The sequence below is a fragment of the Proteus genomosp. 4 str. ATCC 51469 genome (genome assembly GCF_003144375.1).
GTDB lineage: Bacteria > Pseudomonadota > Gammaproteobacteria > Enterobacterales > Enterobacteriaceae > Proteus.
The window spans coordinates 133945-156088 of the sequence record NZ_PENV01000004.1 but is presented as its reverse complement, the minus strand read 5'-3'; the positions used below and the strand labels follow the sequence as shown (position 1 = coordinate 156088).

General features: G+C 34.9%; 20 protein-coding genes. 10 read left to right on the top strand and 10 right to left on the bottom strand.

The features are described 5' to 3' along the window. Nucleotides 1-116: 116 nt before the first annotated feature. Together DK866_RS06400 and DK866_RS06395 are read right to left on the bottom strand one after the other, a co-directional pair. A complete protein-coding gene (locus tag DK866_RS06400) occupies nt 117-494 on the bottom strand; it encodes a lysozyme inhibitor LprI family protein (RefSeq protein ID WP_227336887.1) in 378 nt (125 codons plus the stop codon). A gap of 436 nt (nt 495-930) precedes the next feature. After that, a complete protein-coding gene (locus DK866_RS06395) occupies nt 931-2265 on the bottom strand; it encodes a PLP-dependent aminotransferase family protein (protein WP_109408203.1) in 1335 nt (444 codons plus the stop codon). Nucleotides 2266-2438: 173 nt separating this feature from the next. Between DK866_RS06395 and DK866_RS06390 the strand changes: the two genes are divergently transcribed. Continuing rightward, nucleotides 2439-3314, top strand: coding sequence for a DMT family transporter (locus tag DK866_RS06390; RefSeq protein ID WP_244179657.1), 876 nt, complete (start codon nt 2439-2441; stop codon nt 3312-3314). 66 nt (nt 3315-3380) lie between these two features. On the opposite strand, the gene ddlA is transcribed toward DK866_RS06390, so the two are convergent. Further along, nucleotides 3381-4481: a D-alanine--D-alanine ligase gene (ddlA, locus tag DK866_RS06385; RefSeq protein ID WP_109408201.1), complete on the bottom strand. Its 1101-nt coding sequence runs from the start codon at nt 4479-4481 to the stop codon at nt 3381-3383. Nucleotides 4482-4779: 298 nt separating this feature from the next. Here ddlA and DK866_RS19800 point away from each other — a divergent pair, with 298 nt between their 5' ends. After that, nucleotides 4780-4968, top strand: a complete 189-nt coding sequence (locus DK866_RS19800; RefSeq protein WP_162556981.1) for a hypothetical protein — start codon at nt 4780-4782, stop codon at nt 4966-4968. A gap of 301 nt (nt 4969-5269) precedes the next feature. Beyond that, nucleotides 5270-7018, top strand: coding sequence for an ABC-F family ATP-binding cassette domain-containing protein (locus DK866_RS06380; protein WP_109408200.1), 1749 nt, complete (start codon nt 5270-5272; stop codon nt 7016-7018). Nucleotides 7019-7076: 58 nt separating this feature from the next. Here DK866_RS06380 and yqfB read toward each other — a convergent pair whose 3' ends face one another. The 3 genes from yqfB to DK866_RS06365 form a co-directional block, all read right to left on the bottom strand. Continuing rightward, nucleotides 7077-7397 (bottom strand): N(4)-acetylcytidine aminohydrolase, encoded by a 321-nt coding sequence (gene yqfB / locus DK866_RS06375; protein ID WP_109408199.1) that lies wholly within the window; start codon nt 7395-7397, stop codon nt 7077-7079. Between the two features lie 68 nt (nt 7398-7465). Continuing rightward, on the bottom strand, nt 7466-8314 hold the full coding sequence (ada, locus tag DK866_RS06370; RefSeq protein ID WP_109408198.1) for a bifunctional DNA-binding transcriptional regulator/O6-methylguanine-DNA methyltransferase Ada: 849 nt from the start codon (nt 8312-8314) through the stop codon (nt 7466-7468). 77 nt (nt 8315-8391) lie between these two features. Next, the gene (locus DK866_RS06365; protein WP_109408197.1) at nt 8392-9000 is read right to left on the bottom strand and encodes a DNA-3-methyladenine glycosylase family protein; all 609 of its coding nucleotides are present in this window, start codon (nt 8998-9000) and stop codon (nt 8392-8394) included. A 373-nt stretch (nt 9001-9373) separates the two neighbouring features. Between DK866_RS06365 and DK866_RS06360 the strand changes: the two genes are divergently transcribed. Next, the gene (locus DK866_RS06360; protein ID WP_244179656.1) at nt 9374-10396 is read left to right on the top strand and encodes a methyltransferase; all 1023 of its coding nucleotides are present in this window, start codon (nt 9374-9376) and stop codon (nt 10394-10396) included. Between the two features lie 77 nt (nt 10397-10473). Here the strand turns inward: DK866_RS06360 and leuE are convergent, their stop codons facing one another. Then, on the bottom strand, nt 10474-11121 hold the full coding sequence (gene leuE, locus DK866_RS06355; RefSeq protein ID WP_109408196.1) for a leucine efflux protein LeuE: 648 nt from the start codon (nt 11119-11121) through the stop codon (nt 10474-10476). 546 nt (nt 11122-11667) lie between these two features. Between leuE and DK866_RS06350 the strand changes: the two genes are divergently transcribed. Together DK866_RS06350 and DK866_RS06345 are read left to right on the top strand one after the other, a co-directional pair. Next, nucleotides 11668-12780: an NAD(P)/FAD-dependent oxidoreductase gene (locus tag DK866_RS06350; protein ID WP_109408195.1), complete on the top strand. Its 1113-nt coding sequence runs from the start codon at nt 11668-11670 to the stop codon at nt 12778-12780. Between the two features lie 9 nt (nt 12781-12789). Beyond that, the gene (locus DK866_RS06345; RefSeq protein ID WP_109408194.1) at nt 12790-13557 is read left to right on the top strand and encodes a GNAT family N-acetyltransferase; all 768 of its coding nucleotides are present in this window, start codon (nt 12790-12792) and stop codon (nt 13555-13557) included. 47 nt (nt 13558-13604) lie between these two features. Here DK866_RS06345 and DK866_RS06340 read toward each other — a convergent pair whose 3' ends face one another. After that, nucleotides 13605-14201, bottom strand: a complete 597-nt coding sequence (locus tag DK866_RS06340; protein WP_109408193.1) for a sugar O-acetyltransferase — start codon at nt 14199-14201, stop codon at nt 13605-13607. An 80-nt stretch (nt 14202-14281) separates the two neighbouring features. After that, the gene (locus DK866_RS06335) at nt 14282-15040 is read right to left on the bottom strand and encodes a DJ-1/PfpI family protein (RefSeq protein ID WP_109408192.1); all 759 of its coding nucleotides are present in this window, start codon (nt 15038-15040) and stop codon (nt 14282-14284) included. A gap of 85 nt (nt 15041-15125) precedes the next feature. Between DK866_RS06335 and DK866_RS06330 the strand changes: the two genes are divergently transcribed. Further along, on the top strand, nt 15126-15749 hold the full coding sequence (locus DK866_RS06330) for a TetR/AcrR family transcriptional regulator (protein WP_109408191.1): 624 nt from the start codon (nt 15126-15128) through the stop codon (nt 15747-15749). 26 nt (nt 15750-15775) lie between these two features. Here the strand turns inward: DK866_RS06330 and DK866_RS06325 are convergent, their stop codons facing one another. After that, nucleotides 15776-16501: a sulfite exporter TauE/SafE family protein gene (locus DK866_RS06325; RefSeq protein ID WP_167395474.1), complete on the bottom strand. Its 726-nt coding sequence runs from the start codon at nt 16499-16501 to the stop codon at nt 15776-15778. Between the two features lie 142 nt (nt 16502-16643). On the opposite strand from DK866_RS06325, the gene DK866_RS06320 reads away from it, so the two are divergent. The 3 genes from DK866_RS06320 (at nt 16644) to glgX (ending at nt 22144) form a co-directional block, all read left to right on the top strand. Continuing rightward, nucleotides 16644-17525: a LysR substrate-binding domain-containing protein gene (locus DK866_RS06320; protein ID WP_109408189.1), complete on the top strand. Its 882-nt coding sequence runs from the start codon at nt 16644-16646 to the stop codon at nt 17523-17525. Nucleotides 17526-17889: 364 nt separating this feature from the next. After that, nucleotides 17890-20073 carry a 1,4-alpha-glucan branching protein GlgB gene (gene glgB / locus DK866_RS06315; protein WP_109408188.1) on the top strand — a complete coding sequence of 728 codons (2184 nt, stop codon included), beginning with the start codon at nt 17890-17892 and terminating at the stop codon, nt 20071-20073. A gap of 1 nt (nt 20074) precedes the next feature. Further along, on the top strand, nt 20075-22144 hold the full coding sequence (gene glgX / locus DK866_RS06310; RefSeq protein WP_109408187.1) for a glycogen debranching protein GlgX: 2070 nt from the start codon (nt 20075-20077) through the stop codon (nt 22142-22144).

The window sequence follows — 22144 nt, the reverse complement described above, 5'->3', positions numbered from 1 at the left end:
GTTTCAAAATAATACAGAATTTACAATTATATCACTTATGAAATATTTCCATGCTAATGAATTTACTTATTTGACTATTATAAAATGATTTTTTATTTTAAGACTTAATTTTTTATTTAATATAAAGCAATATAATTTTTAAGATCATTAATTCTTTCTTTTGTTTTATCTTTTAAGCAACTGCTATATACCATTGGTGCTAAACTCCCCCCTTGATAATAATCAGCCTCATACTGACAAGAGAGATCTCTAAAATTAATCCATATTAACTGTGCTTGCTTTAATTGCTCTTTTCTAGTGCTATCTAGCTTGGCGTAATATTGCTGGTAAATGTGGTTAAGTTCTTCATCTTTCTGCTGAAAGTCTTGATGTACACATTGATTAATTTCAGTTTGCGTTGCTGCATTTCTACAATCAAAGTTATCTGCTTGTAAATGTATAGACCAAAAGAGTATACCGCCAGATATTGCACTTAATAGGATAAGTTTTTTCATCGCACCGTCCATTTTTTGATTAAAAACATCGCTAAAATATTCATTTCACTCCTTTAATATTTAATTTAAGGGGTGAGGATAAAGTAAAACCTTTATCATTTTAGCAATATTTATCATATAACAATTAGTTGAAGATAATGCAAAATCTCTCTATTTAAGACAATCAAAATAAGATTAAAATACTAATGTGTTAGTAATTATACTGTTATTTTCTTCATAAAAAATATTTATTTAAAACAAATTTAAAAAAATGATAACTAAATACCTTTTTTCTTTAACAATAAGTGTTATTTGAAAAAACACTAAACAAAATAGAACACTTTTTATATTTTTATATTACCTAGTTATTGATATAACACGTTAAAATAGCTAATGAATTTAGCTTTTATGTATTACTCATTTACCCGCGCTTGTTTAGATTGCTATCTAGTAACGGTCATAAATCAATGTGATATTTAATAATATCCTTTATTTTTATTAGTGCATCACGTAATAAACTAATTTCAACTGAAGCTAATGCGATACGGATTGCATGAGGAATATGGGGTGTTGTGGCATAAGGTTCAGCAGTGGCGACAGATATTTGTAATTGATGTAAGGAAGCGACAATTTTATCAGCTCTAATTTCTTCTGGTAGTGGGATCCATAAAAAGTAAGAAGTAGGATGATGAATATAAGCTATTCCTTCAAAGATTTCGCTGACAATTTTTTGCCGTTGCTGTGCATCTTTGCGTAATAATCGCTCTAATTTATCAACAACACCCTCTTTAACCCATTGACAGACAATCGATGTCATCAGTGCTGGTGTATTCCATGTTGTCACCCTCATCGCTCGCTCTAATGATGCAATGGTCTTTGTAGGAGCAACCATAAAACCAACTCTTAACCCTGATGCAATATTTTTAGAAAATCCTGAAATATAAAAGGTAATTTCTGGCGCTAAAGTCACAATGGGAGCAGGTGCTTTTTGAACTAAGAAAGCGTAAGTTGCATCTTCAATAATTATAAAGTGGTATTTTCGCGCTAAGACAATTAATTGTTGGCGTTGTTTTAATGTTAATACCCACCCCATTGGATTATGTAGTGTAGGAATACAATAAAGTGCTCGAATTGCCCTTTTTTTACATAGTTCTTCTAATTTATCTAAATCTGTTCCTAAAGGTGTTATGGGGATCGGTAATATTTCCAAATGATGAGCTAATGCCGCTAATTTAAATCCTGGGTAGCTTAATGCATCAACAGCAACAACATCTCCAGGTTTTAATACACCTAATAATGTAATCGCAATACCCTGTTGTGCACCGTTAGTGATAATAATATTTTCAGGTTCAACGGTGATTTTTTTATTTTTGAGGTATTGGGAAATCACTATTTTATCGTGTAATTTTCCACTATGTGGTTGATAGCGAAGTAATGATTCAATTTCACCTGAAGTCGATAATCTTTTTAGTTCAGAGCGTAATAATTCAGCTTGAATAGGTAATGATGGATAATTGAAATTCAGATCCAACATATCAGTTGCCGTAGGATTTTCTATTCCATGGTTTGTTGGAAGTGATAACTCACGAACAAATGTTCCTCTTCCTGTTTCACCAATGACTAGACCCATATTTTCTAATTCAGCATAGACACGACTTGCCGTTGCAAGAGACATTTTATGCTCTGCGGCCAAATGTCGATGTGTGGGTAAACGTGTACCAGGTAATAATTTTCCTATACGTATTTCGTTCGCCAATTTATCAACTAAAGATTTATAACGGGGCTGAACCATAGAAATTGTATCCATGACAATTATTTGATTGTCATGATTGTGACTCATAAGATAGTACTCAGCAAGCACATAATAGATACAATTATTTAAAATGAATTTTATATTCCTTTCTATTATGAAAAATATAATTCTTTGTTTTTAAAAGAAAATTAATAATAATTATGGAACATCGTATGCAACAAATAAAACAAAAAACGCAAACTAATGGTTGGATAAATGGCTTTATTGGTATGCTAATTTTTAGTGGATCTTTACCTGCTACAAAAGCTGCTGTATTAGGTTTTGAACCTTTATTTCTAACAGCTGCAAGAGCAAGTATTGCTGGATTATTATCTTTAGTAATGTTGTTGTTATATAAAGAAAAATTACCAACATTTAAACAATGGATTTCATTAACAGTCGTTTCATTAGGTGTCGTGGTAGGTTTTCCGCTGTTAACCGCTATTGCATTACAAGAGATAACATCCGCACACTCCCTCGTTTTTCTGGCTTTATTACCATTATCTACTGCAATTTTTGCTGTAATACGTGGTGGTGAAAAGCCTCGTCCTATTTTTTGGCTTTTTTCTATTGTTGGCAGTTTATTAGTGATGGGATATGCCCTTTCTCAAGGTGGAGCATCATCTATCAGTGCTGATTTATTAATGATAGCGTCAGTCATTGTTTGTGGTTTAGGTTACGCAGAAGGCGCAACATTAACGAAACAACTAGGTGGCTGGCAAGTTATCTGTTGGGCTTTAATCGTATCATTGCCTCCAATGCTTATTCTTAGCTTTATTCTTATGCCAGAAGAATTAACAAAAATTAGCCTTTCTGCATGGATTGGTTTAGGTTATGTTTCACTTTTTAGTATGCTGATTGGTTTTATTTTTTGGTACAAAGGATTATCGCAAGGTGGGATAGCAGCTGTAGGTCAGCTTCAATTATTACAGCCTTTCTTTGGATTAGGTTTAGCGGCCGTATTACTTCATGAATCTGTCAATTTATTGATGTTGCTTGTAACTGTTGGTGTTATTTTTTGCGTTGCGGGTTCACGAAAATATGCTTAATTAATATCAATGAATTAAAGCTAAAAAACACGCTAAATATTTTTATTTAGCGTGTTTTCATTTTAATTAAAGTTCACACTTCGTTTTCAAAGCAGCCGTTTTTTTATGGTGATCCAGTGCTAACTCAATTAATTTAGTAATTAACGACTGATAGCCTAAACCAGCACTTTGCCATAATTTTGGATACATACTGATATTTGTAAACCCTGGCAATGTGTTTATTTCATTAATCACAACTCGGTTATCTTGAGTTAAGAATACATCAACACGAGCCATACCTAAGCAATTAAGAACACGGTATGCTTTTAATGCCACTTGGCGAATATGTAAACTAGTGTCTTCGTTCATTATTGCTGGAACAACGACTTTTGCACCATCGTCATCAATGTATTTTGTGTTATAGGCATAGAAAGCATCGTTTAGTACGATCTCGCCACACGGGCTGACTTCAGGATTTTCGTTACCTAAAACGGCACACTCAATTTCACGACCCACAATAGCACTTTCAACAATAACTTTAAGATCATACTCAAATGCCATTGCTAATGCTGCATTAAATTCTTCTTCATTATTAACTTTGCTTATTCCTACAGAAGAACCTAGATTCGCAGGCTTAATAAATAAAGGAAGTCCTAATTGACGAACCATTTCGTTGTAAGGAATATCATCAATTTGATGTGCCATGATCGTAATAAACGGTGCGACCGCTAATCCCGCACCATCAAGAAGGCGTTTAGTGATGTCTTTATCCATACAAGCAGCGGAACTCATGATATTTGGGCCAACATACGGCATATCTATCATGTGTAATAAACCTTGCAATGTACCATCTTCGCCATAAGCGCCATGGACAATTGGAAAGACAACATCAATTTGAGGAAGTGCTTGACCGTCTTCTAAAGAAATGAATTGATTTTTTTCACTACCTGGAATAATTGCAACTGCTCTTAACGGATTACTTAATGAGATAGTTTTAGGATTATCGCTATTGAGTAGATAGTCAGCTTCTGAATATTCATGCCACTGGCCTTGTTCATTAATACCGATTAAGCAAAGGTCGAATTTCGTTCGATCTAATTCATTAATAATATTTTTTGCTGATTGTAATGAAACTTGATGTTCTGTGGATTTTCCACCAAAAATAATAGCGACTCTTAATTTACTCATTTTCTAACCTTTTATAGGACAGCTATAGCGAATAGGTAGCAATATATCATGATAAAAACCCCCAATGTAGGTAGATAGTTCTTATCTGCGAAAAATCACGATAAAATGATGAAATTCTATGATTTAGAGTGTAAAAACATCACTCTTTAAAGCGATAACAACAACAAAGCTATTCGCATAAGTTAAATGCCATGTCTGATATAAAACAATCGATTGAAATGGATATTACTGAGGTTGTAAAAACAACAGGTATTGTTTCTTTAGCAATCCGCTATTATGAGAAAAAGAACTTATTAACTTGATAGGACGTAAAAGAATTAAGCGTGAATATCATCGTGATGTTCTGGGCTGTTTGGCATTAATTTCTTTAGCACAGCAAGTTCATTTTTCTTTAGATGAAATAGCTCTACTTAGCGCCAATCAACGGATACTGATAATAGATAGAGATTGTTCTTTATTTGTTCGTCATTATCTTAAGTCCGCTTAAATAGCGGGCTTTCACACAAAATGACACCTTTTGTTTTTCTTACAGGATTGCATATCAGAAATCTATCTTGATAGAATTACATTACCGATTAACTTTTAAACTTAGAGAAGGAGGCTAATTATGCTTTTGTGTGATCTTATTGAATACTCACACTTCTTTGGTAATCGCCACAGCTCAGGCTCTCACAGTATTTTACTGCGCTAACCTGCCTGAGCGACGTTAACTATTACCTCTCCTCAGCTTACAGGGTTATCGCAAGATATTACCCAAGGCGTTGTTACGCCTAAAAAATGAGTAAGCTATGAGCACATTATTATCTACACAAAATCTGTCTTTCCATAATAACTACGGTTTGTTATTAAATAATATTTCTTTAGCTCTAATTAAAGGCGAAAAAATTGGTTTAATTGGCCATAACGGCTGTGGAAAAAGTACATTATTAAAACTTTTATCACATCAATTAACACCGAATGAAGGCGTTATTTCCATTGCTAATCAAACCGTAATGGCCTATATAGAGCAGCACCTTCCTCAAGAGCTACAGCCAATGACATTAATGGATGCTGTACTTCATAAACTTCCTGAAGAATACAGATTATCTGAAGGCTGGCGAGCTGAGTTATTGCTAAGTGAAATGGGATTTAAACTTCACGAGAAAGATCTACTTGTTTCACAATTAAGTGGTGGTCAACACACTCGTTTATTATTAGCGAGAGCGTTAATTATTGAGCCTGATTTATTATTACTTGATGAGCCGAGTAATCATCTCGATTTGCCGACTATTTTATGGTTAGAAACATTTTTAAAACAGTGGCGTGGTAGTTTTATCTTGGTTTCACATGATAATACGTTATTAGACAACGTAACGAATTGTACATGGATCATTCGTGATAAATCGCTATCTATTTTTCGTTTACCCTGCTCTCAAGCTAGAGTGGCGCAAGAAGAGCAAGATATAAGTGCACAACATCGCCATAATGCACAACAAAAAGAGATAGATAGAATAGCCCAAAGTGCAAAACAACTCGCAATATGGGGTCACGTTTATGATAACGAAAATTTATCTCGTAAAGCCAAACAGATGGAAAAACATATCGTTCGTTTAAAAGATGAACAGACTGAAGTGACGGCTGGAAATCAATGGATATTACAATTTTCTGGAACGACGTTACGAGCTGATAGACTCTGTGAATTAAATCAGCTAGCTGTTACTCCTGCTGAAAACACTCCAACTTTATACACTGTCGAAAATCAGCGTATCAAAAGTGGTGATCGGGTTGCAATAATCGGTGCTAATGGAACCGGAAAATCATCACTATTGAAGATGATCTGGTCACTTAGTTCAGTTAAAGCAAATGAACAAAATGAAATAAGGTTGCATCCTCGTATTGAACTGGGCTATTACGATCAAAAAATTGCTCAATTAATTGATAATGATACTCTTTCTGATGCATTAAAACCTTTTGCTCCATTAACAGATGAACAACGTAAAATGGCACTGATTAGTGCAGGCTTTGTTTATACTAGACATGGGCAAAAAATTAGTACATTAAGTGGTGGTGAACGCGCTCGCTTATTATTTGTTGGACTAAGTTTAGCTAAGTATTCTTTTCTTATGCTGGATGAGCCCACTAACCATATTGATATGGAAGGTAAAAAAGCATTAGCTGAACAGATCAGTCAATTTCCTGGTGGTGTTTTATTAGTTAGCCATGATAGAGAATTGATTGAAAATAGCTGTAATCGTTTTTGGTATATTCACAACGGTGTCTTAACGGAACATCATGATATTGAAGTCATTTATCAGCTTATTTCAGAAGAAGAAATGCCAGAAACTCTGCTAATGGATAAACTCAATAACTCGCAGAATATCTCATCAATGCCATTAGTTTCACATAATGATGATGATAAAAAACTCTTTAAGTTAATTGAGCTAGAGGATAAGTTAGAGGCTGATTTAGCGCGTAAAACAAGTCATCAAAAACCGGCTTTGCAGGCTCAATGGAAATTAGAGATTAGCCAGCTAAAACATGCACTTAAATTGATTTAAGATAGATAGGATTTTATTTAAACAAAAAGGATCACATCGTGATCCTTTTTTATTGTTCTTATTTTACTAATTCATATTCAATAAGATATAAAGACTGAATTGTCGGATAAATATCTTTGATAAGCGCTTTCAACACAGGAAGTGTCATACCCTCCTGTTGTGCGTGATACTCATTGATATCATCATAGCATAAAGGCGATACCGCTATGATTTTCAATTTTCCATAGTAAGTGCGATGTTCGTTAGCAAATAATTCAACAATGCTTCCTGGTTTGTAATCACTTTCGCTTTCATCTCGGATGGTAATCACTTTTTTTTCTTCAAGAATAGAAGGAATTAAACGTTCAAAAAAAGTAATTTCTGTTGGTATTGCCGACATAATATTAACTCATATACTTATTGATAAATTACTAATTATCTTATCATGCAATAACTACTCTTTACTCTTTACTCTTTTTTGGCTATTGGCGAGTTATTTAATGCCTCCACCTGAAGTAACTTAGCTTTACGCTCAATTCCCCAACGATAACCTGATAAATCACCATTTTGACGAATAACACGATGACAAGGTATCGCCACAGCAAGTTTATTAGCTGCACAGGCATTTGCTACCGCACGATATGCTTTAGGGGAACCTATTTTATTGGCAATTTCTTGATATGTCATAGTACTGCCGAAAGGGATATCTAATAATGCCTGCCATACTTTTTGTTGAAAAACAGTACCTTGAATATCAAGAGGTAAAGATAGCGGTTGTTTGGGTAATTCAATAAAACCGATAACTTGGGCTATTATTTGTTCAAATTCTTTATTTGCACCAATTAATTCAGCAAGAGGAAATTGTTTTTGTAAATCTTTTAATAACTGTTCTGCATCATCTCCTAGCATAATAGCGCAAATCCCCTTTTCGCTTTGAGCCACAAGAATATTGCCTAAAGAGCACAATGCAATTGCAAAAAAGATAGCAATATTCTTACCGCCTGTACGCCAATTTGTTGGCGTCATTCCTAATATTGCTGCTGCATTTTCATAAAAACGGCTATTAGCATTGAAGCCTGATTGATAAATCGCATCTGTAATACTGCCATCTTGAACCAATGCTTTTTTTATTAATTTTTGGCGATAAGCATTAGCATAATCTTTTGGCGTGATCCCCATCGTTGATTTAAATAAACGATGAAAATGATATGGACTAGCCATAACATGCTCAGCAATACGAGCTAGTGAAACATCACCGTTGTTTTTTTCAATAAAACGGCAAGCTTGCTCAATAAGTTGATTATGTTTACTTTCCATTATGCTAGTCCTTTAAATGCGGAATTATGGCTATTATCGGCAGACATAATGAATAAAGAACTCCGTTTATTGCTCAATTACTCTGGCTCTTTAGATAATGCCCATAAATAAAGTGATGCCGTAGAACCGTAGGGTGAATAGCGTTTTCGGTAGCGTTCGAAACGTGTTTTATCTAATGTTTTATGACGATAAAGACGCATAATCCCACGTTGAATAGCTAAATCTCCCCAACTCAAAATATCTGGTCGATTAAGTGAAGAAATTAATAGCATTTCTGCTGTCCAAACCCCAATACCTTTTAATTGAATTAAAGTATCAATAACCTCTTTATCTGTCATATCAGGAATTTTATTTAATTTTAATTCCCCAGAGATTACTGAGTTTGCAATGCCAATAATATAACCTGCTTTGCGCATTGTCATACCACATTGCTGAATTTCTTGTTCAGTTAATATACTAATACGTTCTGGTGTATAGACACCTTCACATAAATTCAATAGCCTTTGATGCACCGTTATGGCAGCAGAAACAGAAATCTGTTGCTCGATAATATTTTTAACTAATGCTGTAAATAAATCAGGTGTAATAGGACGCTTAATATCCCCCATTCTTTCAATGAGTGCAGCTAAACGCTTATCACGCTGTTTTAAGGTTTTTATCTCTTTTTCACCATATTGGAAGTACATAAATTCACTCAGATAAACTGGAAACATTAAAATTAGTATAACGTGAAAGTAGAGATACTATGCACTCCATTTTTTGCTTTTTCCTTTATGTAGATCTAATAAGATAGTAACAATTTCCTAGTGTAGGCATTACTGTTCTATCAATAGAATAAAAAGATATTAAATAATTAAATTAATATCTTTTCATATTATTACATTAACGAGAGGAACTTGTTTTTTATATGATAATAGAACATAAATATTATTACAATTAAAAACCATTAAGTTTAAAAACGAAATATAAAATAAAAAATATTAAATAATCATCTATAATTTATTTGCTTTAATGATTTTCTATATCAATTATTAACTACATCTAATTATAAGGTTTAATATGAGAAATAGTACTTTGAATTTAAAAAACAAATCAGCAGCTTTAGATTTAATGAAAAAATCAATGAGTTTTACCGTACCTGGTGCGTTAAGAGTTGCTGCTAAATTAAAAATTGCTGATTTATTGAAAGACGGTCCTAAAAATATCAATGAGATTGCAGAAGAAACAAACTCTATTCCTTCAGTTTTAAATAGAATATTAAGAATGCTAGCGTCAGAGAACATACTTTATGAATCTGAAAATCTTAATTATTCTCTTGCTCCTGCCGGGCAATTTTTATTAAGTGATCACGAATATAGCTTACGTGATGCCATATTAATGTTAACGAATGAAACATTATGGCGACCTGTCGGCGATATAACTGAATCAGTGCAAGGTAACCCGGCTTTTGAAAACTTGTATGGAATGTCCTTTTATCAATACTGGCAAGATAATACAAGAGAAGATCATGATTTTCAGGCTGGCATGAGCTCACTTTCAAAAATAGAAAATTACTTCATTATTAAATATTATGAATTTCCTGAAAATAAAATTGTTACTGATATTGCAGGAGGTTTAGGAGGATTATTATTAGAAGTATTAAAAAATAATCCAACTTTAAAAGGTCAGTTATTTGATCGTCAACATGTATTAGAACGCACTAAATTAGTAGAGTTAGGTGATGATAGCCGCTGGAAATTAGTCCCTGGAGATTTATTTGGTAAATACCCTGAATCAGATATTTATTTAATTAAGTATATTATTCATGATTGGGATGATGAAAGTGTCATTAAAATATTTAAAAATTTCCGTGAGGCAATGAAAGAAGATTCAAAAATACTTATTATTGAACCTGTCGTTTTTAAGAAGAATATTCCTGATATTGCAAAATACATGGATCTTCTTTGTGTTAGTGCGTTTCCTGAATCAGGAGAGCGCACTGAAGAAGAATTTATTAAGTTATTAGATAAAGCAGATTTGAAAATTAATAAATTTATCAAAACAGAGACATATAATTCAATATTAGAAGTAGTTATCAAATAATAAAATTTTTTCTCTAATAAATTAGAGAGATCAAAAAAGGTCACTTTATAGTGACCTTTTTAACTAAAACTATATTCTTATGCTGTTAAAGCAAGTTTGGCACCAAAAAGTAAGAACACCGCACCTATACAACTATTTGATAATGATGCTAATCGTTTGTTATGTTTTACTTTATTGGTAATAGCAACACCGCCAAAAATAAGAACTGATAAATAAAGCATACTGCATGTTTCTAAAATCGCACCTAATACAAAGAATGGAACACCTGCATTTTCATATTTAGGATCGATAAACTGAATGAAGAAAGAAACATAAAAAATGATCATTTTTGGGTTAAGCATACTCAAAAATAACGCCTTAACATAAAGACCATCTTTTGCTTTTACTATTACTTCAGATACTTGCTCTGGGGTCTCTTTTTTCTTTTGGAACGTTGCATATAATGTTTTCAACCCTAAATAGGTTAAGTAAAGAGCACCAGCATATTTAATGACAATAAAGAATACGGGTGAAGTCTTGACTAATGAAGCAACCCCCAAAAATGCCAAAAAGATTAATAATGCATCACCCGTAAAAACACCAAGAGCGGCTTTATACCCCCCTTTTACGCCATGCTTCGCACTGGAAGTAAGGACGAAAATCGAGTTTGGACCTGGTACTAAAGTAATAAAAATAACGCCTAAAAGGTATGTCCAAATATTTGAAATACCGATACTTTCTAACATACGACGCCTTTTTTAAAAAAATAACATGCTGAATATATGAGCTATCATATCCACAATAAATTTTTTGTAAAACAATAATCTTTATATAAACTAAAAATAAGTTAATTAATCTGCTTTTGTTAATAAAAAGCAGTTTGTAAGTCTTTTTTACTTGCTAATATTGGACAAAAAAACTAGTTTGACTGTGCGTTATAGTATGATGCTGAAATTAAAAATTAAACAGTGATAAATTTCAAAATAAAAAATTATTATAGCCTTATAAACTACAAACAGGACAAATATAAGAAGTAATATCCTATTGTTTATTTTGTGTTATGGTTTTTTATTCCCTTTGTGATCTATATCTACCCAATATTGTCAAAATAAAAGCAATAACAGTCAATATCCTTATGAAAAATAATGATTTTTATAAATGTATCATTGAATGTATTAGCACAAAAAGTGAGAGGATAAATAAGATTATTTTTCTCAAAACTATTATTCTGTGTTGTTTTTTATAATTAGCATAAAAATTACCTTACTTCCTATTACCGTTAAGAGAATAAAATGGATATAAGCGCCTCATCGCTATCTCAAAAAACACAAAAGAAAATTATTATTGTTGGTGCTGGTATAGTTGGTGTAATGCAAGCTTGGTATCTTGCGAAAATGAGTAACATGCAGATTATCTTATTAGATAAAACCAATGCAGGAGCTGGTGCAACAAGTGCTTCATTTGCTTGGCTAAATGTCTCTTATGGACGACCAGATGCTTATCAACAATTACGAGCAGAAGCGATCCATTGTTGGCGAGAACTTGATAAAGAGACTCAAGGAAAATTAAATATTGATTGGGCAGGTGCAATAAGTTGGATGTCTTCTGACAAAGAAACTGCTCAATTTATTCAATCACATCACCAAGCTGGCTTTAATGTCCAAGCATTAAATAAAGAACAATTGATCCATAAAGTACCTAATTTATCCAAAGCCCCTGAGCTAGCGGCTTTTGCAAGTGATGAAGGTGCTGTGAACCCTTTTCATGTTATTGACATATTATTACGGCAAGCCCAAGAAATGGGCGTAAAATACAGAGCTAACACTGAAGTCATTCGTTTGATAGAAGAAGATCATCGCATTATTGGTGTAGAAACAGAAAATATTAAAATGCATGCTGATCATGTTATTTTAACCGCGGGAGTGGGCGCTTTAGCGTTATTGTCTGAAAAAAGTATTGATTTACCTTTATATGCATCACCCAGTATTTTACTCAAATTAACAACAGATGCTGAAACGCCGTTTTTACCTTGCATTATCTCAACACCAGAAATGGAGTTACGTCACTTTGCTCAAAATGAGATTATTGCGGCTGAGGATTACATTGATAATAGTGATGAACATCACCCTGAGCACATTGCATTCCATGCACAAGCGACTTTTTATGATAATTTTACGCAAACAGGTAAACTAACGATTGAACAGGTTGCTGTTGGTGAAAGACCCATGCCTAAAGATGAAATGCCAATTATTGGAGAAATATCTCCTTATCAGGGACTATATCTTGTTACTATGCACGCCGCCGTGACGTTGTCACCTTTATTATGTAAATTGGTTGCACAAGAACTGATTTACGAAAAAGCGAATCCTCTATTAACTCCTTATCGCTTATCACGATTTAGCTAGAGAACCATTATGGATGCACAACTGTATAAAGAATTTAAAATAGTAGAAAAAGCCTTTTGGTCAGAAATTTGTGAAAATAATATTCGTATTGGTGATCATACTCATTGCTTTATGACACCAATGGATGCGCCAATTTTTAACTTTATTTATTTACGTCAAGGCGCAACAGAAAGTTCGTTTCAGCAGGCCAGTACCCTTTTCTCATCGCAAAAAAAAGATCATATTCTGGTTTTACCTGAATCATTATTGCCTGAATTTGAAGAAATTATAAAAAATGCAGGCTATACCGGTGACGGTATGACAACAGCAATGTATTTAACATTGTCAGAAGCGGTTTACCCTTCTTATCGAAATAATCCATGCGATATTATTCTCACCAATCATAACCTAGAACAATGGGCGCATCCGTTAAAAACAGCGTTCCCTGTGGGAGATGATAGCGATGATACGATTGTTAATGAATATATTCGTTATCACCAAAAAGCATTAGATAATGGTGCGGCTATTTTCCATTATGCTCTGTTAGTGGAAGGTCAGCCCGTATCGTCATTAACGCTGACGTTACATGATAAATTAGCGCGTTTTGATGATATTGGGACAGATGTTGCTTATCAAGGCAATGGCTATGCTACTCATTTGATTAAACATGTTTTAGAGTTTTGCCGTGAGCAAGGTGTAGAACGTTGTTTCTTAGATGCATCCGCAGATGGTTTGGCGCTATATCGTAAGTTTGGTTTTAAATCACTCTTTAACTATTTAAGTTTTATTAAAGAGTAACCTTATCATAAGGCTCAATAGACTTATTGAGCCTTGATTTTTAGTAATTAAAGTTTCAACCTTCTTTCTGCATCTGTTTTATCTTTATCACTGATTTGTCTTATTACACGACAGGGATTGCCAACAGCAACACAATTAGCTGGAATAGATTTTGTTACTACACTGCCCGCACCAATAACACAATTATCACCAATAGTTACACCGGGTAAAATAATGCACCCTGCACCTAACCATACAGAATTGCCAATGGTAATGGGTAATGCATATTCGAGCTCACTGCTGCGTATTTCAGGATCGATCGGATGAGTTGCAGTTAAAATACTAACATTAGGCGCACACATTACATTGTTTCCAATTTTTACAGGTGCACAATCTAATATCGTTAAATTGAAATTGGCATAAAATCTCTCTCCAATTTCAATCAATTCACCATAATCACAATGAAACGGGGGTTCAATAGTAAAGCTATCGCCTGTTTTACCCAAAAGCTGTTTTAAATATGCCTTTCTTTTTTCAACTTCAGATGGTCGCGTTACATTAAAATCATAAATAATTTCGCGAGCTTTTACTCTAAGTGGCTCTAAACTATCATCTTTACATGCATGATAAAGATGGCCTGATACCATTTTTTCGTATTCTGTCATTGTGATACTCCGAAATTGAATAAAACAGTTTAGATAAACTTCAATATTTATCACCTCATTCTAGCGTGGATTAACCTAAATTAACGGCATTTTTTAAGACCATTACGTGCTGCTTGATGAAATTGAGCATTTAGATTAGCGGTCAAACTTTGTGAAATAGCAGTCATTTCAGATCCTGCAAGTGTGGGGGAACCTGTTCCAAAAGGAGGACGAGGATCATATTCAATCGCGAGTTCAACCAATTGAGCAAAAGGTGTACCGAGTAATTGTTCTAATACTAATAATGAGGCATCAAACGAACCTGTGGCTGGCCCTGAAGTATAAATATTGCCATCAATAACAACATCACTTCCCTCTACTGCTATGGCCCCCATATCAGGTAACATCGGAACGACATTTGAATTACTGGTTGCTTTTTTACCTTTTAATAATCCTGCTGCACCTAAAACTAAAGAGCCGTAACATGTACCAATAACATAACGTGCTTTATTACCCATATTAGCAAAAAATGCCAGTGTATCTTCATCTTCAACAATTTCTGGTGGTACCATTCCTACGACGAGTACATCAAGATCTTCTGGGCATTCATCAAAAGTCATGGTGGGCATTGTTGGCCAGCCAATATACCCTTCAACTAACTCCTTCTTTTTCCAGATCAAATAAATCTCAGCACTTGCAATCGTAAAGACTGATTGAGCGCCATTAATATCCATAGGCATAAAGCCTGGACAGACAAAAATACCTATTTTCAATGGTTTTAATTGCTGTTTACGCCCGTCTTCAACAAGTTTGATAATGGAGGGCATATTTTTTCCATACAGCATTTCATTGTGATTCATTTTACTTTCCTATTTTGTACTGGTTAGTAAAATAATGACATTTGTTTTATACTGAGTAAATGAATTTCTTACTAACTGGTATAAAATGCAAAAAAAAGGTCGCCCTCGTCGTTATGATAGCGATACTGCTCTTGAAAAAATAATGGCATTATTTTGGCGAAAAGGATTTACTGCAACATCGATGGATGACTTGGTCATTGAAACTCAAATGAATAAACCAAGTCTTTACGCTGCATTTGGTAATAAAGCCGCATTGTATGAAAAAGCCATTGAACGCTTTAATCATATTGCTTCTACGCGTTATCGCCATGAATTAGAAAAACAGTCACCGAAAGATAAAATTACCGCAAGAATAAATCGTTATCTGAATTCGGCCATCCATTTTTATACAGATAATGATGGATTAACTGGTTGTATGGTACTTTCAACCGCAGTAACTGAAATTGCCGATCCTGCAATCAAAAATATGCTTAATCGGGTTATTAATGCACAAACTCAGCAAGTTGAAGATGCCTTGCAAGAAGTGTTAGAGGCCGGTGAACTAAAAGAAGGAACTGATATTCACACCATTGCATTGGGTGTGATTGCGTTATTGCATTCCATTTCTTTAAGAGCAAGATCAGGAGCTACAGTTGATGAATTGTTGCCACTCGCTGATCTCTCACTGATAATATTAGCGCCTTATTTATCAGATTATTATGATCAATAAAGAAAATAAGTAATTACATTCGTTATTTAAGAGAAAAAACCATTAAAAAGCAGTGAGCCACCAGCAAAAATTAACATGACATCTAGTAGCCCTTGGAATAGCTTAGGTGTCAGTTTTAATACCAGCTTTTTGCCAAGGAAATTTCCTATGGTTAAGCCACAACCCACTAACACTCCACTAATTAGGATAAAACTATTAACTGCACCAAGTTGGCTAAAAGTTAGGGCTTTGGTGAGATAAATAATAAACGAAGCGGCCGCTTCTGTTGCTAGTAATGGCCCTAGTGTTAACCCATATGCAGAAAATATTGGAATAGTTAATGGCCCAGTAGAAAACACCACTCCCGTTAAATAGCCGATAACCGCGCCAGCAATAATAACTTGGTAAGTTTTCATTTTAATTTGATGTTGGCGTAATAAATGAATAATTGGGATCATCAGAATGAAGAACAGCCCCATCCCGATATTGAGCCATTTTTCAGGCATAACCCATAATGTATTGGCACCTAAAATAACCGCGGGAATACCAGGTAATAAATAATAAAAAAGTGGCTTAAAACGGATACTATGACGCCATAAGTAAATGCGAGATAAATTTCCCATTACGGAGGCAAGAGCCATAATAGGCACCGCCTCTTTAGCGCCAAATACATAAGTTAATGCAGGAATAAGTAAAATAGACGAACCTGTTCCAACCACTCCGCTGATAACACCAGAAAACACTGCTAATAGAATAACCGCGATAAAACTCATTATCATCCTTTAAGTTCAATAAGTTAAAGATGCTGTATCATACCTGCCTTCTTTATTTTTACCTGTGATAAAATATCACTGTACTGTGAGTTTTAATCAGAAAGACCGCCTTATTGGAGATAAGTAAACTATAGAGAAAATTATGATGAGAAACCTTCCTCCATTACCTTCATTGCGTGCTTTCTTAGTCGCTTGTCATAGCCAAAGTTATACAGAAGCGGCACAAACACTATGTGTAACTCATGGTGCGATTAGCAGACATATTCAAGTTGTTGAAAAATGGTTTGGTGTTACGTTATTTAACAAACAAGGTTTACGTCGTGTACCAACTCCCTATGCATTAACATTGGCACAAGAATTAAGTGATGTTTTTGATAAGCTAAATGACATTGGTGTTCGTTATGGCAATGGTGGTAAAAACGACATTTTAAATATCAGTGTTCCTACAACATTATGTTTAAAATGGCTTATTCCAAGAATGGAGGATTTTTATCTTCAATATCCTAATGCCAACATTCAAATTGCATCAGCAAATAGTGAGCGATTTCACTTAATCAGCCATGATGATTTAATTATTCGTCCGCAACCTCAGCAACAAGAGTATTCATCTCTTGTTTTTCTAAAGGATGTACATTGTTTAGTTGCCTCTGAAAAGCTCCTTAAACGTTACAGCGTCACAAATGTGGAAGATGTTTTTAATTGCCCTGTCATCGATACACTTACTCGTCCTGGTCATTGGCAACAATGGCTAATAGCAGCTCAATTTAATACTCAGCGATCATTTTTGCATCAGTATCGCTTTGATCACTTTCACATTTCTCTTCAAGCAATTATCGAAGGTTTAGGAATAGGTATTGGCCCAATCTCAATTTTATCGAATGAAATAAATCGTGGAACTTTAAAAATCTTATTTCCTAACATTCAAATAGCCCCTCTTTATTACTATGCATTAACACCATTAGGTGTACAAAAAACCAAAACACACCTCGATTTTGAGCAATGGCTCACACAACAGAAAAGTTAATTCTGCTAATGAAATAAGTGTTTTTTTTTCATAAAAATGACGATTTCACTCTTATTACTTATACTTTTTAAAACTCCATATTAAATATTTAATTAAAAATATTTAATATCAGCCTCTTTTTTAGATTAGGTAAAAACGCTATTTGTGCTGTATTTATAATTCGCGATCTTACTCTACTTCTCACATCAAATATATTTGTATTCAATTAATTAAAGGCAAACTTTAAGTATATTAACCCATGATTATTATTTTGTTTTTAAATAATCTGTTAAAAACACTTATTGTTTAACTTAAATTAACGTTCTATGCTGATATTTATATATAAAATTTATTAATTTATTTGCTGGCAACGAAGGACGATAAGATGTCTGTAGCTGTGACAAAAAAAACAATAGAAAAGCTAATTAATGGGTATGAGTCTGACCCTTTTGCACTTCTTGGTATGCATGAAACATCGGCTGGTTTAGAAGTTCGTGCATTTTTACCTGATGCTGTTTCAGTTAGTGTCATCGATAGAAAGAATGGCAGAAAAGTCGCGACATTAGAACGCAAACATCCTAGTGGTTTTTTCTGTGGTGCAATCCCCCGACGTAAACGTCGTTTTAGTTATTGTTTAGATGTTACTTGGGAAAATGCACAAGGGATTGTTGATGATCCTTATCAGTTCGGTATTTTACTACAAGAAATGGATATTTGGTTTTTAGCACAAGGTCATCATTCTCGCCCTTATCAATGTTTAGGCGCTCACCCTGCTAAATTAGGTGATATTGATGGTATTACTTTTGCTGTATGGGCACCCAATGCACAAAGTGTGAGTGTGGTTGGCGATTTCTCATTTTGGGATGAAAGACGTTTTCCTATGCGATTACGTCGTGAAAGTGGAATTTGGGAGCTTTTTATTCCACAAGCTCATCTTGGTGATTGCTATAAATATGCTATTTTAGATGCCAATGGAGAACGTCGATTAAAAGCTGATCCTTATGCTTTTGAAACGCAAATACGCCCCGAAACTGCATCAATCATCAATACATTACCTCCCGTTAAGCCAATGCCATTGTCGCGTCAGCAAGCGAATCAACGTAATGCGCCTATCTCTATTTATGAAGTTCATCTAGGTTCATGGCGCCGACACACCGACGATCAAAGTTGGTTAAGTTATCGTGAACTAGCCGAACAGTTAATTCCCTACGTTAAAGAAATGGGCTTTACCCATATCGAACTATTGCCTATTAATGAGCACCCTTTTGATGGTTCATGGGGATATCAACCTTTAGGGTTATATTCACCAACTCGTCGTTTTGGCTCACCTATGGATTTTCGTGATTTTATCGAAGCGGCTCATCAGGCTGAAATTAGCGTTATTTTAGATTGGGTTCCTGGACATTTCCCTGAAGATGACTACGGTTTACGTAATTTTGACGGTACATCACTCTATGAATATGCTGATAGGCGAGAAGGCTTCCATCCTGATTGGAACACCTTAATTTATAACTATGGGCGTAATGAAGTACTGAATTACCTTTCAGGCAATTTATTGTATTGGCATGAACATTTTGCGCTTGATGGTTTCCGTTTCGATGCAGTTGCTTCCATGCTTTATCGTGATTACAGCCGAAAAGAAGGTGAATGGATACCTAATAAACACGGTGGGCGTGAGAATTTAGAAGCCATTGATTTTATTCGCCATACCAACAAATTATTGGGTACAACTTGCCCAGGTACTATCACGATTGCAGAAGAATCAACCGATTTTCCAGGTGTTACCCTACCGCCTGATGATGGTGGTTTAGGTTTTAATTACAAATGGAATATGGGTTGGATGCACGACACCTTAGCTTATATGCAACGTGATCCTATCTATCGTAAATACCACCACAATCAAATGACCTTTGGCATGCTCTATGCCTATAACGAAAACTTTGTTCTGCCTCTTTCTCACGATGAATTTGTGCATGGTAAAGGTTCGTTAATAGGTCGTATGGTGGGTGATGATTGGCAAAAATTTGCCAATTTACGGGCATATCTTGGCTTTATGTGGGCTTATCCCGGCAAAAAATTACTATTTATGGGATGTGAGTTTGCACAGTGGCGTGAATGGAACCACGACAGTAGTTTAGATTGGCATCTTCTTGAAGAGCCAAATAGCCCGCACCAAGGTGTTCAACACTTTGTACGAGATTTAAATCTTTCCTATCAAGCCAATGCCCCGCTTTATGAGTGTGATTTTGAACGCGAAGGCTTTGAATGGCTTACCGTTGATGATCACGACAATTCCGTCTTTGCTTTTTGCCGTAAAGATGCACAAGGCAATGAAATTATTGTTATCAGTAATTTCACTCCTATTGTTCATCATAATTACGTTGTCGGTGTAAACAAAGCGGGTTCATATCAAGAAATACTCAATAGTGATTCTGAGTTTTACAACGGCAGTAATGTAGGAAATTTAGGTGAAATAGAGACAACTGCAAGTGCATTTAATGGCAAGCCTCACTCCTTGTCATTGTCACTACCGCCACTTGCGACGCTGTATTTAAGATTGAAGGATTAATATGTCTTTAGATTATGGTCGCCCTTTTCCTATGGGCAGTCATTATGATGGCTATGGAGTAAATTTTACACTCTTTAGTGAAAATGCCACTAAAGTCATACTCTGCCTGTTTGATAAAGCAGGCAAAGAGATCCGTTATCCATTACCGGGTAAAACTGGCTCAATTTGGCATGGGTATTTGCCTGGTGCAGGGCCTGGTTTACATTATGGTTATCGTGTAGAAGGCGAATGGGAACCAGAAAAAGGATTATTCTATCAACCTCAACAGTTGTTATTAGATCCCTATGCGAGGCAAGTCACAGGTATAGTGGATAACACCTTGCCTTATACATCCCCTGTTTTTAATGCATTAGAACATGATGATAGTGCAATAACACCTAAAGCAATTATCACGGATGATAGTGGTTGTTTTTGTCACTATTATAAAGAAAAAGGCACTTATCAGCGTTTAAATACACCGTGGTCAGAAACCATTATTTACGAAGGGCATGTAAAGGGACTAACAAAACTACATCCTGAAATACCTGAAAAATTACGGGGTACTTATGCAGCATTAGGACACCCTGCTTTTATTTCGCACTTGAAAAAATTAGGTATTACGGCATTAGAATTATTACCTATTCAATATCATTTAACCGAGCCACATCTTCATAAAATTGGTTTAAAAAACTATTGGGGTTATAACGTATTAGCGCCTTTTGCTTTATCGACACAATATTATTCCAACACAGGTCGAAATATTATTGATGAATTTCGAGAAGCCGTAAGATGTCTGCATAAAGCCAATATTGAAGTCATCCTAGATGTGGTATTCAATCACACTGCGGAATTAAGTGATCAATTTGAAGGTTATATTGTTTCTCAACGTGGTATTGATAACCAAAGCTATTATTGGTTAAACGATGAAAATAAAGCCCAAAATTGGACGGGATGTGGTAATACTCTCAATTTAAGTCGCCCTGAAACGGTGCAGTGGGTAATGGATTGCCTACGCTATTGGGTTACTGAATTTCATATTGATGGCTTCCGCTTTGATTTGGCAACCAGTCTTGGCCGAGTTCCTTATTTTGATACACAATCGCCATTATTAACGGCTATTCGCCAAGATCCGCTTCTTTCACGCATTAAACTTATCGCAGAGCCATGGGATTTAGGCTCTGATGGTTATCAAGTCGGTAATTTCCCAGTTCCATTTACAGAATGGAATGACGGCTACCGTGATGTTATTCGTCGTTTTTGGTTATGGCGAGATGTATCTATTGCAACATTTGCAGACAACATTACTGGCTCTGCAAAGCTATACCATAAAAACGGTCGGCCTCCCTATTCTAGTATCAATATGATAACAAGCCATGATGGCTTTACACTGCGAGATTTAGTGAGTTATCAGAATAAACATAACGAGGAGAATGGAGAATCAAACCTAGATGGACATAACACCAATTACAGTGTGAATTTTGGTGAAGAGGGTTTGATAGTTAATGAAAAAATAGGTCAATACAGATTGCTTGCGACAAGGAATATGCTGGCAACCTTACTGCTTTCTAGAGGAACACCTCATTTACTCGCCGGTGATGAAGTGGGTAATACGCAATATGGTAATAACAACGCTTATTGTCAGGATAATAAAGTCAGTTGGATCAAATGGTTTCAACAACCTTATGACTTAACTGATTACATTCGCCACCTTATTGAATTACGTCACCAAATTACACCTTTAAGTTCTCTTAAATGGTGGGAAGAAGATAGTGAAAACGTTATTTGGTTCAATCAAGATACTCAACCAATGAGCGATGAAGATTGGCAACAACTTCCGCCCTCACCATTACAACTTTTTTTAGCGCAACAATGGATTTTAATGATTAACCCATTAAGAAACAGCGCTGTCTTTTCTTTACCTGAAGGGTCTTGGTCTTGCTTGCTTGATACGGCTAGCTGGCCTCTTTGTCACCCAACACAATCTCAGCATTGTGAAGTACAACCTAACAGTATCACCCTTTGGCGAAATAGCGTTTTTTATACTCAGTCTTCTACTGAAAAATTACCCAATATTTCCTCCCAAGTTAAGTAA